A 12,424-nucleotide genomic window follows, 5' to 3' on the forward strand; every position below is an offset into this window, starting at 1 on the left:
TGAATATTTATTTTTACCTACAGCCTACAGCCTACAGCCTACAGCCTACAGCCTACAGCCTATTGCATGACAACTTGAAATCTGAAATGTAGAATCTTTCAAAAATGATAAAAAGCATCCTCTAAATGCTCTATTTGAAAGGTTTTTCCGGCTTTTACAATGGCGATAATATCAAAGCGCACATCAACATCTAAACCGTTTTTTTGAACATAATGGTTAATTGCGTAAACCAAACGCTGAATTTGCTTGGGCTTGACAAAGTCCTGCGGATTTCCAAAATCAATAGTCGAGCGGGTTTTGACTTCAACCACAGCCAGGGTATCTTTAATTTTGGCAATGATGTCAATTTCCGATTTTCCGAAGCGGTAATTGCGTTCTAGAATTTGGTAACCATGTTTTAATAAAAAATCTACAGCGAGCTGTTCGCCCTTTTCTCCAAGTTTGTTATGTTCTGCCATGATGTAAATGTAGGAAAATATTTTCTTTTTAAAGTTGCAAAGGCGCTGTGGTAAGATGACTATGAATATTTTTAGACTTATCTAAAAATATTTTTAATACCTATTGAAGTTCAGTATATTTGCCTGTATTTTTTAATGTTATGGTGACACTATCAGAAGAGAATTATTTAAAAGCCATCTACCATTTGGGTAAACAAGGCTCGGTTGCGGTAAGTACAAATGCTATTGCCGAAAAGATTGAATCGAAGGCCTCATCGGTTACCGATATGATTAAGAAATTAGCAGAGAAAGATTTGGCTAATTATGTCAAATATCAAGGCGTGACCTTAACCGAATCCGGACGATTAGCAGCGGCATTAGTTGTTAGAAAGCACCGCCTATGGGAAGTTTTTCTCGTAGAAAAATTAAATTTCACTTGGGATGAGGTGCATGATGTAGCCGAACAGTTGGAGCATATCAAATCGCTTAAATTGGTTAATGAGCTCGATGCTTTGTTAGGCTTTCCAACACACGATCCACACGGCGACCCGATACCAGATAAAGAAGGGAATTACACACTAATAAAAAGTGTAAATATTTTAGAAGTAGAACCAGGAAATGAGGGGGTTTTGGCTCAGGTGAAAGATTCTTCAGATGTGTTTTTAAGATATTTAGACAAGAATAATTTAGCCCTTGGCGATAAAATAAAAGTTTTAGATTTTGAACCTTTTGATAATTCGTTAACCATAGAAACCAGCTCCCAAAAGATGATTATTTCTAATGATGTGGCTAAAAATTTATACATAAGTTTATAATATGGAGCAATATAATCCAATTTTGGCGCTAGCCGTTTTCTTTGCTTTTGTAGGCTTGCTATACCTGTTACTTAGGCCTGTAAAAGGGTGGTACTGGTTGCTAGCAAAGAATTTTAAAAGCAACGAAAAAGTTATTATTGAAGATATTTTAAAGCAGCTTTACCATTTTGAGAATTCCGATAATAAGGTCGACATGAAAACCCTGGTTCAGGTGCTTGATTTTAATAACGGACGTATTGTTGAGGCCATAAAAAAAATGACCATCAATGATTTAATTTATTTTGAATCTGATATTTTAAAGCTCACCGAAAAGGGTCGTGATTATGCCCTGCGTATTGTCCGTGTACACCGTCTTTGGGAACGATATTTGGCTGATAAAACTGGGTTCAATAAAAAGGAATGGCATGACCGAGCTGAAATGATGGAACACAAGCTTTCACATGCCGATGCCGATGCCCTTTCAGCTAAATTAGGAAATCCTAAGTTTGACCCGCACGGTGACCCAATTCCAACCAGGACGGGGAAAATAGCTGAAGTTAACGGCGTAGAATTACCGCGCTTACCCGTTGGTGCCGTGGGGAGAATCACCCATATTGAAGATGAACCAGATATCATTTATAAGCAAATTTTAGCCGAAAATATCCACATGGGGTCGTTGCTTAAAGTTATTGAAAATAATGCTACGCGTATCGTATTCCGCTCTGAAGGGGAGGAATTTAAATTAGCGCCTATTGTAGCTGCTAACTTAACGGTTGCAGTGATCGAGAAAGAAGTGGTGGTTGAAGATAATGTGGCTCGCTTATCAAGTTTAGAAGTCCATGAAACAGCGATTATCATAGGGATTTCAAGAGAAAGTCGCGGCGAAAGTCGTAGAAGACTATTAGACCTTGGTTTTGTAAAAGGCGCTACTGTAAGTATCGATTTGGTCAACCCTTTAGGACAGCCCAATGCTTATTTGATTAAAGGAACCTCCATTGCCTTAAGGAACGACCAAGCGGCAAAAATCTTAATTAAAAAAGATTAAACCATGGAAACGAAAGTAAATACAGCTTGTGAAACCTGTGCCCATTTTAATAAAGAAGGGCTGAAGAAATTAGGTGTAGAAACCGATAATTTTGATTTCGTAGTGGCTTTAGCAGGCAACCCGAATACGGGTAAAAGTACGGTTTTTAATGCCTTAACCGGATTAAGGCAACATACAGGAAACTGGCCAGGGAAAACCGTAATGCGCGCTGAAGGTGGTTTTGAATATAATACCCAAAAGTATAAATTGGTGGATTTGCCAGGAACTTACTCTTTGCTTTCTACTTCTGAAGATGAAGCTACGGCACGTGATTTTATTCTCTTCGGAAAACCAGATGTGACCATTATTGTGGTTGATGCTAACCGATTGGAACGTAATTTAAATCTGGTGCTTCAAATTTTAGAAATTACCGATAAAGCCGTTTTATGTTTAAACCTTATGGACGAAGCCAAGCGTAATAAGGTTGAAATTGATGTGCGTACCCTTTCCAAAGATTTAGGAATCCCTGTGGTACCTGCAAGTGCCCGATTTAATCAAGGTATTCCAGAACTCATACAAACGGTTAGTGAAATTGCAAGCGGACAAATAGTATGTAAACCACATCGGATTAAAAACGTACCCGAAAATATTGAGAAGGCGGTTAAAACTTTAACGGAAAAAATTGAAAAAGAGTTTCCAAACATTCCAAATAGTCGATGGATTGCTTTTCGTCTCTTAGAAGGGGATAAAGAAATTATAAATGCGCTAAAATCTGGTGAATTTGTTTAATGCTTCAATAAGATGAAAGAGAATAATATAGATGACATTATAGAATTATCAAATGAATTACGTTGGCAAATTGGTGACGAATTTCACGATAATCTTACCGAAGGTATTTATGCCGATGCAGCCGATATCGTTAAAGATACCGTAAAAACGAATGATTCTGAAAAACGATTTCGATTAGATGCGAAAATTGATAAAATTGTCACGAGTAAGTATTTCGGATTCCCAATCATGTTTTTAATCCTTGGGACGGTACTTTGGCTCACCATTGTTGGGGCTAATTACCCGTCTTCCATGCTGGCGACACTATTTTTAGATACCATTCACCCGATGTTAAAAACTGGTGCCGAAAGTATTAATATGCCTTGGTGGCTCGCGGGGTTTTTAATTGATGGTGTGTATCTTGCCGTGGCTTGGGTGATTGCGGTCATGTTGCCGCCTATGGCGATATTTTTTCCCATGTTTACCCTGTTGGAGGACTTTGGTTATTTACCGCGTGTGGCTTTCAATTTAGATGCCCTGTTTAATAAATCTGGAGCCCATGGAAAACAAGCGCTAACCATGAGTATGGGCTTTGGTTGTAATGCCGCTGGTGTTGTCGCGGCACGTATTATTGATAGTCCCAGAGAGCGTTTAATTGCCATTATTACCAATAATTTTTCTTTGTGTAACGGGCGTTGGCCAACACAGATTTTAATTGCGACCATATTTATTGGTGCTGTAGTTCCTGAATCTATGTCGAGTTTTGCCTCTTTATTGGCGGTAATTGGCATCGCTGTTTTAGGTATGGCCTTTATGTTTGGCGTGTCTTGGGCTTTGTCTAATACCGTACTTAAAGGTGAGGTCTCTACTTTTAATTTAGAATTACCACCATACAGGCCACCACGTTTTTGGAAAACGATTTATACTTCTTTAATTGATAGAACTTTAATTGTTTTATGGCGGGCTATTGTTTTTGCTGCCCCTGCAGGTGCTGTAATTTGGCTCATTTCTAACTTACATATTGGTGATGAAACCATTGCCACTTGGTTAATTGAGGGCATGGATGGTTTTGGGTTCTTAATCGGGCTTAATGGGGTGATTCTATTGGCATATATCGTGGCTATTCCTGCTAACGAAATTGTGATTCCTACCATTTTGATGCTAACCGTAATGGTGACTGGTATTGGTGGCGGTGCTGGAGCGGGTGTGATGTTTGAACTGGATTCTATAAATGCTACTGGCGATATTCTTAGAGCAGGGGGATGGACGCTTTTAACGGCTATTAATTTAATGTTGTTCAGTTTACTGCACAACCCTTGCAGTACCACTATTTATACCATCTACAAAGAAACTAATAGTGCCAAATGGACGGCTGTAGCGTCTATCATGCCTGTGATTTTAGGGTTTATTGTTTGCTTTTTAGTGGCTCAAGTTTGGCGTCTTGCTTTTTAGTTAGGCTAGTTATGTGCGCTTAAATACCTAAAGCCCCTTTAGGTTTTTAAAACCTGAAGGGGCTGAAAATACGAATTGTAGTAAACTTTTATGTTGTTTGGTGAGGCCTTATTGAATTTAAGTTCAAAAAGGATACTATTTATTTTAATGCACACCGTTCACCTTATGCAGGGCTTCAAAAATATTGGGTGTTTTATTTAAGGTGGTATTTCCCGTTTTCATCAGTTGTTGTGGCTTTTTTGAAGTTCCTTTTATGTACACGCTAGCATAGACAAGGGACATGTCATCATATAAAATACGACCACTAAGATCTTACGTGCTTAAAGACATTGAAGTTAAACTAAAAATAATGTTTCAAAATTGAATCAATCGATTTGATAGCTGTTAAAAATTTTAGGTAGGTGCTTTAGTTCTGAATGAATTATTAAGATTTTGATAATAATGGCGTTTAAATAAATTGTAGTAAGTCAATTCTTATTCATAATGTAGTATTAAGTATGAAAATTTTGTTGATGTTTATTAAAACCAATAAAATAGGTACTTAAACGAATTTATTGAAGTTGTACTAGCTTGGTGTTTACATTTGAATACCCCCTCATTTTATAGAACTTAATTTAGTGATTATGAAGACTTCATTTTTATTGTCGATTCTTGTATCTCTCTCGGTTTGTAATTTATATTCTCAAGTAAAAGATTATAAATTCAATAGGCTTAATACAAGAATACAAACGTTAAAAGGTCAATCTGCTTTAGATATCTATGGCGTTTCTTATGCCAAAACACAGGAATCAATAAACCCTGAGTATACCAAGTTAGTTAGTGAATTAGATAAGCTAAAGGCTGATAGTATTTCAATAAATACAGATTACAACAAGGCACTGGTTAGATTTAATGACATCTCCAAGATTGAACATAAGGTTGAGGCATTTAATAGTTCAACAGTGCCTTTTGGTAGGAAAGTAACGTTTTTAAAAGAAGCTCAAGTGCTTGCTTCAAAGCATCACATCAAAGAACTTTTTTATTCAGATAATAATATCAATAAGGAAATGAAGGCAGGTTTTTTACTTTTAAAGTTGAATACGAATGCTTTGGAGGCCCATTTAAATTCGGTTTTATTGAGATTGGATGAAAAAAATGTAATTCCTGAAGAACCACTATATCCCTCTACTGCTGATATAAGAATAAAAATATCGAATACACCGAGAATAAAAAATGATGATAAGCTCAAAGAAAAAGAGGGTTATATTCTGCAGAATACTATTGTGCCACCTGAAGATATCGTAGGCGACTTTAGGCTAATAAATCGTTATTTTGTTTTGAAAATGGATACTAACGGATTTAAAAAGAATCAATTAGTATCGAAAAAAATGGTCTATAGTTTTGGCATATCAAGTAAAAAGCTATGCTCAAATAATGAAAAGATGTTAATTCAAAATATAAGTACTCAAGATCTGTATTTGGTTGATCATAGTTTTTTAGACCATTTTTCAGTTAAAAGTTAAAAGAAGTTCTAATAGATCTCTCAACGTTTGTTTTTATTAAAATCCACTCTATTATGAAAAATTTCAACTCAATAATGTATTTGCTATTAGTTGTTTCTGGAAGTATTAACGCTCAACAGGAAAGAGGAATCGTAGGTCCTGATAACTGGTTAAGTTCTTGGACAGAATTTACGCCTAGTCGCGTTAATTACGGAGAAAATATTCAGGTGTTGTCAGGTGTTATATCTGAGGATACTACACTGTATAAAAAGCACATTTATTTGTTGATAGGAGACGTTTTTGTCACAAATAGTGCTATTCTTGGTATTGAGCCCGGAACGGTGGTAATGGGCGATTCTAAAACTAACGCCACATTAACCATCACTCCAGGAGCTGCGATAATAGCCGAAGGAACACCATTAGACCCAATTATTTTTACTTCAAATAATAAAAGGAAAAAAGCAGGAGATTGGGGAGGAATCATTATACTTGGCGATGTGCAAACCAATAGATTTGGTAAAAGTTATGTTGCTTCTTTATATACAGATATTGAACCAACAAACTATGAATACACAAAATTTGGCGACGGAAAAGGAGAAAATCATTCTGGATTTATATCCCATTTAAGAATTGAATATGCCGGAAGATCATCTAATAACTCTGATGTTTCTAATGGGTTATTGTTAGCTGGGGTAGGTGCTAAAACATTAATAAGTAATGTCATGGTTAGCTATTCGGGAGGTCATTCTTTTGGAATTGTTGGTGGTGAAGTTAATATGAATCAAATGTTTTCAAATAAATCTAAAGGGAATGATTATGATATTAGATATGGGGCCGTTTGTCATATAATCAATGCATTAGCTGTTCGTTCGCCTTATATCTCATCAAGTGAATTTAGATGTATGAACGTGTTGTCTTATGCTAATGAAGCTGAAGTTGATGTGACTAATAAACAAACAGAAGTAGTTGCAAAAAACATGGCACTTTTAACTGATTCTCAAGACCTAGATTATGATGTCAGAGCGGGTTTAATAAAGGAGGCTGTATTTATTGGTGCTGATACAAATTTCACTCTAGATAGTAGTGTTATTTCAGGGTTCAATAAAGCTGTTATACTTGACGAAAATATTAAAGTCAATGATGAATATTTGTCTAAAATACAGCTTAGAAATACATGCTTTAACCAGTGTAGCGGAAATGTTTTTTCAAAGTTGAAAGAAGACAATTTTCAGTTAGAAAATTGGTATAATAACCCTTCTTTTTTTAATGATAATTTTAAAACTAGTCATGCAGAATTTTTCATGGACTTAAGTTCAAATATTAGAGACTATAGGTTGAACATCCAAAAAATAATAGCCATGAATAAGGTTTCAGAGTCATCTGAAAATTAAATGTTATACATTTCATGGTAATTAATGACAGCCACAACCATCATCGCCGCTACAAGACTTTTTAGATTTCTTTTTCTTCCAAACGAATTTTCTAACTAAAAAAGCCACAGCCAATGCTACGGCTGCAAAAACAAGGATATTTTGAATGATGCTATTCATGCTTTTTTAGTTAATCTGTTGATTTATTTCAAAAATTGAAAAGCCAATAAAGCTACAAAATAGGCAAAAACAGACATGACAACCAATTGTAATAATGGCCATTTCCAACTGTTTGTTTCACGTTTTACAATAGCCAAAGTACTCATACACTGCATGGCAAAGGCGTAAAATAGTAAGAGCGATATTCCGGAAGCAAAAGTAAAAAGCGGGCCGCCAAGAATTGGGTTAACCTCACCAGCCATTCTGTTTTTAATGGTTTCTTCATCGTCGTTTCCTACGCTATAAATAGTTGCTAAAGTTCCTACAAACACTTCACGTGCCGCAAAAGAACTTAAAATAGCAATGCCTATTTTCCAATCGTAACCCAAAGGTCTGATGGCAGGTTCAATGGCGCGACCTGCAATTCCAATGTAGGAGTGCTCCAGTTTGTACTGGGCAATTTTATGATCTAAGTCGTCTTCAGCAAGGTCTTGAGTAGCATATTCTTCGTTGATAATTTCTTCGGCACTATTAAAGTTTTCACCTGGACCGTACGATGCCAAAAACCACAAGATGATAGAAATCGCTAAAATGATTTTACCAGCACCAAAAATAAAGGCTTTTGTTTTTTCAATAACCGTATAAAAAACATTCTTGAACAAAGGCAACTTGTAATTAGGCATTTCAACCACAAAAAAGGATTTACTCTTTATTTTAAGGACGCGATGGAGGATATACGCTGATATTACGGCCGTTCCAAAGCCTAATAGGTATAGAAGCATTAAAGTTAAAGCCTGGTAGCTTAACCCGAGAAAACTTCCATCAGGAATAACCAAAGCAATAATGATGAGGTAAACTGGTAATCTTGCCGAACAGGTGGTGAACGGAGTGACTAATATCGTGATTAAACGTTCTTTCCAGCTTTCAATATTTCTGGTGGCCATGACTGCAGGAATGGCACAGGCGGTTCCTGAAATTAATGGTACCACACTTTTTCCGCTTAAACCAAAACGGCGCATCACACGGTCCATTAAAAAGACCACACGACTCATATAACCACTTTCTTCTAAAATGGCAATGAACAGAAATAGAAAGGCAATTTGTGGAATAAAAATCACAATACCACCAAGTCCAGGAATAATACCTTCTGAAATTAAATTGGTAAAGGCTCCGGATGGCAGATTGTCTTTGGTCCATTCGCTTAAAAAGGCGAAGGCGCTGTCTATCATGTCCATAGGAACTGTTGCCCAGTCATAAATGGCTTGAAATAATGCAATTAATATGAAAAAGAACATGACATAACCCCAAACTTTGTGTGTGAGTACGCGGTCTAATTTAGAACGTAAATCTTTGGCTTGGGTCACATCAACCGTAAGCGCTTTTTTAAGCACATTGTTGATGTACTGATAGCGTTTTATAGTTTCTTTTTGCTGAAGACGTTTTAAATCACCTTTACTTTTAGTTTTAAAATCTTCAACTGCATCAAAATCCTTTCTATCGGTTTTTCCGAAGTTAACATCTTGAGTGATGACCAACCAAAGTTTGTATAAAAGTTGATTTGGAAAGGCTTTTTCTAAGGCGCCAAAATAGTTTTCGTCTATTTTTGATATATCAACACAAGGCGCTGCAGGAACCTCTTTGTAATTCGCAATAAGCTCTTTTAGCTTATCAATACCAATTTTTTTTCTGGTACTGGTTAAGGCAATTTTTGTTTGAAGCTGTTCTTCTAAATATTCAATATCTAATGAAATCCCTTTGTAGGCCATCCTATCGGCCATGTTAATGACAAGAATGGTTGGGATGTTTAAGTCTTTAATTTGAGTGAAAATCAACAAATTTCGTTTCAGATTTTCAACATCAGTCACGACAACAGCAACATCAGGAAAGTCTTTGTCGTTCTGATTTAAAAGCAATTCAATAACCACACTTTCATCAAGTGACGACGCGTTTAAACTGTAGGTTCCCGGTAGGTCAATAATGTGTGCCTTAACACCACGAGGTAATTTGCAAACTCCTTCTTTTTTTTCAACCGTAATACCAGGGTAGTTCCCTACTTTTTGGTTTAATCCTGTTAAAGCATTGAAAACCGAGGTTTTTCCCGTGTTCGGGTTACCAATTAAAGCAACATTTATTTGTTTACTCATGCGTTACTTTTTCAATTAATATATGTGCAGCAGTTTCTTTTCTAATGGCAAGATGTGACCCGTTGATGTTAAGGTACATCGGGTCGTGAAAAGGGGCGAGCTGAACCAGTTTTACTGAATTACCAGGCAGGCATCCCATTTCTAAAAGTTTTAGAGGAATATGTATGGAGGAAACATCGGTAATGATAGCGCTTTCCCCGCGTTCTAGTTGTGCTAAAGTATCTTGCAAGATTATTTAGATTGATTTTAAAGAAGCAAAAATAGTATAAATTAATAGGCTAAAAAAATTGTTCTGAAAAACTATTGTAAGTATTCTTCCTTTAAGGTGGCTATGTCGTTGAGAAGTTTTTGAATGTCTTCAGGGTTGGTGCCGTCATAAAAGCCTCTAATTTGACGTTTTTTATCAATCAGCATAAAATTTTCTGTGTGAATCATGTCGTAGGGTCCACCATCTCCTTGGTCTTTAACCGCTAAATAGCTTTTTCGAGCCAATTCATAAATTTGTTTTTTATCGCCTGTAACTAAATTCCACTTTTTATCGTTAACGCCTTTTTCTATGGCGTAACGTTTTAACTGGGCTACGCTGTCTATTTCTGGGGTTACCGAATGTGAGAGTAACATCACGGCATCGTCGTTTAAAATTTCCTTTTGAATACTGGCCATGTTTTTGGTCATAATCGGACAAATAGTAGGGCAAGTCGTGAAAAAGAAATCGGCTACATAGATTTTATCTTTATAATCGTTTTGGGTGATGGTTTTTCCGTTTTGATTGGTTAAACTAAAATCGGCAATCTTATGGTATTTCTTTTTGTAGTGAAGGGTGCTGTCAACCAATTCGGTGCTTACCATGGTAGGTTGGTAAACAGGTAAGGGTTGATAAACGTTGAGCGTATTATAAATGAGTGCCACAATAACGATTGAAATCACCCCAAATACTATAGCGAAAATTTTATAATCTTTAAAAAATGATAACATAGGTTATTCTAAAATAATTAATGAGCACAAAAATACGATGAATCTATTGTGTGTGAAAATTTAATGCTAAAAGAAATGCCCTATAATATTGAAGTTCAAGCTTAAATTACTGTTAAATCCATGGGCTTTGTTTAATTGTTTTCCCAAAGTTGGTTTAAAACCTTACTTTTGCACGATTATAAAAAATGTTAAGCTAATTTATGGAGTTTGTTATAAAGATTTCTCAGTTTCTTCTGAGTCTTTCGTTACTGATTGTTTTACATGAGTTAGGGCACTTTATCCCTGCAAAATTGTTCAAAACCCGTGTTGAAAAATTTTATTTATTTTTTGACGTCAAATTTTCCTTATTCAAAAAGAAAATAGGTGATACGGTTTACGGTATTGGTTGGTTGCCTTTAGGAGGTTACGTAAAAATATCGGGAATGATAGACGAAAGTATGGATACGGAGCAGATGGCAAAAGATCCTGAACCTTGGGAGTTCCGTTCTAAACCAGCATGGCAGCGTTTAATCATCATGCTTGGTGGGGTTACAGTAAATTTCTTATTGGCGATTCTTATTTATATAGGGATGAGTTACTTCTATGGTGATACTTTTTTACCTAATGATAATATTAAAGACGGCCTTTTAGTTGAAAGTACTGTGGCTAATAAGGCAGGTTTACATACGGGTGATAAAATTATTGCTGTTGATGGTGATACCATTGAAAAATTCTCAGATATCCCTGAAAAAGTATTGTTTGGTCATGAAGTTGAAATTGAGAGAGACGGTGTGGCTTCAACAGTGCAGATGCCTACAGACTTCTTATCTCAGTTTATGGATGCTAAGGAAAAAGGGTTAGTTAGTTTAAGACAACCTTTTGTTGTAGTTCAGGTTCCTGATACTTCTGCAAATAAAGCTAGCGGACTAAAGAAAGGTGATATTATCGTAGGAATGAATGAATATTCTACTAAGTATGCTGATCAAGTAATCACAGTGTTGGCTAAACTTAAGGGGCAAGATATTACTGCTAAGATAAAACGTGAGGAAGACGTGCTTACTGTGCCTTTAACAATTAGTGATGAAGGTAAATTAGGTATTGTTTATGGAGCGGCAACACCACAAACCTTAGAAGCTCTAGGGTATTATGAATTTGAGGTTAAAGATTATTCATTCTTAGAATCTGTTCCGGTAGGTTTAACTAAGGCAAAAGATAAGGTAGTATCTTATTGGGATCAATTAGCGGCTATATTTTCACCAAGTACAGGTGCCTATAAAGGTGTTGGTGGTTTTAAAGCGATTTATGATATTTTTCCAAGTACATGGAGTTGGGAAGTGTTTTGGAGTATTACAGCGTTTTTATCGATCATGCTAGGGGTTTTAAATTTATTACCAATTCCTGCTTTAGATGGTGGTCATGTGATGTTTTTACTATACGAAATGATTTCTGGAAGAAAGCCAGGTGATAAATTTATGGAGTATGCGCAGATGGTTGGATTCTTCCTTTTAATCGCATTGGTACTCTTTGCAAACGGTAATGATATCTATAAAGCACTTTTTCAATAATTTTTTTTAAAAAAGTTTGCAGAAACTAAAAAAGCTTTTATATTTGCACTCGCTAAGCAAAACAGCAACACTCCTTCTTAGCTCAGTTGGTTAGAGCATCTGACTGTTAATCAGAGGGTCCTTGGTTCGAGCCCAAGAGAAGGAGCTTAGTATTAGAAAGCCTTTACAGAAACGTAGAGGCTTTTTTTATGGACTTAAGTGAAGCCTTTTATTCTATACATTTCACTACAAGTTCAGGATCATTCCTAAAAGTTGTGTTTATGCAAAAATTGTAGT

At 36.0% G+C, this 12,424-nt stretch carries 11 protein-coding genes, 1 tRNA gene and 1 pseudogene; 7 read left to right on the forward strand and 6 right to left on the reverse strand.

The annotated features are described in order from the left end of the window. Positions 1 to 98: 98 nt before the first annotated feature. On the reverse strand, positions 99 to 458 hold the full coding sequence (locus F6U93_RS13680) for a YraN family protein (protein ID WP_150940790.1): 360 nt from the start codon (positions 456 to 458) through the stop codon (positions 99 to 101). Positions 459 to 598: 140 nt separating this feature from the next. On the opposite strand from F6U93_RS13680, the gene F6U93_RS13685 reads away from it, so the two are divergent. The 3 genes and pseudogenes from F6U93_RS13685 (at position 599) to feoB (F6U93_RS14905) (ending at position 4,475) form a co-directional block, all read left to right on the forward strand. Continuing rightward, a complete protein-coding gene (locus F6U93_RS13685) occupies positions 599 to 1,252 on the forward strand; it encodes a metal-dependent transcriptional regulator (RefSeq protein ID WP_150940791.1) in 654 nt (217 codons plus the stop codon). Position 1,253: 1 nt separating this feature from the next. After that, complete coding sequence (locus tag F6U93_RS13690) at positions 1,254 to 2,276, forward strand: metal-dependent transcriptional regulator (protein WP_150940792.1); 1,023 nt, start codon at positions 1,254 to 1,256, stop codon at positions 2,274 to 2,276. A gap of 3 nt (positions 2,277 to 2,279) precedes the next feature. Then, a pseudogene (gene feoB, locus F6U93_RS14905) lies at positions 2,280 to 4,475 on the forward strand (ferrous iron transport protein B). Positions 4,476 to 4,619: 144 nt separating this feature from the next. On the opposite strand, the gene F6U93_RS14910 reads toward feoB (F6U93_RS14905), so the two are convergent. Further along, positions 4,620 to 4,757, reverse strand: a complete 138-nt coding sequence (locus tag F6U93_RS14910; RefSeq protein ID WP_225312712.1) for a hypothetical protein — start codon at positions 4,755 to 4,757, stop codon at positions 4,620 to 4,622. A 341-nt stretch (positions 4,758 to 5,098) separates the two neighbouring features. On the opposite strand from F6U93_RS14910, the gene F6U93_RS13700 reads away from it, so the two are divergent. Then, a complete protein-coding gene (locus tag F6U93_RS13700) occupies positions 5,099 to 5,977 on the forward strand; it encodes a hypothetical protein (protein WP_150940793.1) in 879 nt (292 codons plus the stop codon). A 53-nt stretch (positions 5,978 to 6,030) separates the two neighbouring features. Next, positions 6,031 to 7,347, forward strand: coding sequence for a hypothetical protein (locus tag F6U93_RS13705; protein WP_150940794.1), 1,317 nt, complete (start codon positions 6,031 to 6,033; stop codon positions 7,345 to 7,347). Between the two features lie 21 nt (positions 7,348 to 7,368). On the opposite strand, the gene F6U93_RS13710 is transcribed toward F6U93_RS13705, so the two are convergent. From F6U93_RS13710 to F6U93_RS13725, 4 genes are all read right to left on the reverse strand, one after another. Then, on the reverse strand, positions 7,369 to 7,506 hold the full coding sequence (locus tag F6U93_RS13710; protein WP_150940795.1) for a FeoB-associated Cys-rich membrane protein: 138 nt from the start codon (positions 7,504 to 7,506) through the stop codon (positions 7,369 to 7,371). A gap of 23 nt (positions 7,507 to 7,529) precedes the next feature. Continuing rightward, complete coding sequence (gene feoB, locus F6U93_RS13715; RefSeq protein WP_150940796.1) at positions 7,530 to 9,629, reverse strand: ferrous iron transport protein B; 2,100 nt, start codon at positions 9,627 to 9,629, stop codon at positions 7,530 to 7,532. Beyond that, entirely contained in the window at positions 9,622 to 9,858 is a 237-nt protein-coding gene (locus F6U93_RS13720; protein WP_150940797.1) for a FeoA family protein, read from the reverse strand. Before F6U93_RS13720 ends, feoB (F6U93_RS13715) begins: the two co-directional genes overlap by 8 nt. Positions 9,859 to 9,929: 71 nt before the next feature. After that, positions 9,930 to 10,604 (reverse strand): SCO family protein, encoded by a 675-nt coding sequence (locus F6U93_RS13725; RefSeq protein ID WP_150940798.1) that lies wholly within the window; start codon positions 10,602 to 10,604, stop codon positions 9,930 to 9,932. A 200-nt stretch (positions 10,605 to 10,804) separates the two neighbouring features. Between F6U93_RS13725 and rseP the strand changes: the two genes are divergently transcribed. Beyond that, positions 10,805 to 12,148 (forward strand): RIP metalloprotease RseP, encoded by a 1,344-nt coding sequence (rseP, locus tag F6U93_RS13730; RefSeq protein WP_150940799.1) that lies wholly within the window; start codon positions 10,805 to 10,807, stop codon positions 12,146 to 12,148. A gap of 71 nt (positions 12,149 to 12,219) precedes the next feature. Further along, positions 12,220 to 12,293 (forward strand) — tRNA-Asn (locus tag F6U93_RS13735). Positions 12,294 to 12,424 lie beyond the last annotated feature (131 nt).

The organism is Pseudotamlana haliotis (genome assembly GCF_008806375.1).
GTDB lineage: Bacteria > Bacteroidota > Bacteroidia > Flavobacteriales > Flavobacteriaceae > Pseudotamlana > Pseudotamlana haliotis.

What these genes read in the sequence shown, in the direction of transcription:
- F6U93_RS13710 (WP_150940795.1), bottom strand. Translation starts at nt 7,506, where the DNA reads ATGAATAGCATCATTCAAAATATCCTTGTTTTTGCAGCCGTAGCATTG.
- F6U93_RS13725 (WP_150940798.1), bottom strand. Translation starts at nt 10,604, where the DNA reads ATGTTATCATTTTTTAAAGATTATAAAATTTTCGCTATAGTATTTGGG.
- F6U93_RS13700 (WP_150940793.1), top strand. Translation starts at nt 5,099, where the DNA reads ATGAAGACTTCATTTTTATTGTCGATTCTTGTATCTCTCTCGGTTTGT.
- rseP (WP_150940799.1), top strand. Translation starts at nt 10,805, where the DNA reads ATGGAGTTTGTTATAAAGATTTCTCAGTTTCTTCTGAGTCTTTCGTTA.
- F6U93_RS13690 (WP_150940792.1), top strand. Translation starts at nt 1,254, where the DNA reads ATGGAGCAATATAATCCAATTTTGGCGCTAGCCGTTTTCTTTGCTTTT.
- F6U93_RS13685 (WP_150940791.1), top strand. Translation starts at nt 599, where the DNA reads ATGGTGACACTATCAGAAGAGAATTATTTAAAAGCCATCTACCATTTG.
- feoB (WP_150940796.1), bottom strand. Translation starts at nt 9,629, where the DNA reads ATGAGTAAACAAATAAATGTTGCTTTAATTGGTAACCCGAACACGGGA.
- F6U93_RS13680 (WP_150940790.1), bottom strand. Translation starts at nt 458, where the DNA reads ATGGCAGAACATAACAAACTTGGAGAAAAGGGCGAACAGCTCGCTGTA.
- F6U93_RS14910 (WP_225312712.1), bottom strand. Translation starts at nt 4,757, where the DNA reads ATGTCCCTTGTCTATGCTAGCGTGTACATAAAAGGAACTTCAAAAAAG.
- F6U93_RS13705 (WP_150940794.1), top strand. Translation starts at nt 6,031, where the DNA reads ATGAAAAATTTCAACTCAATAATGTATTTGCTATTAGTTGTTTCTGGA.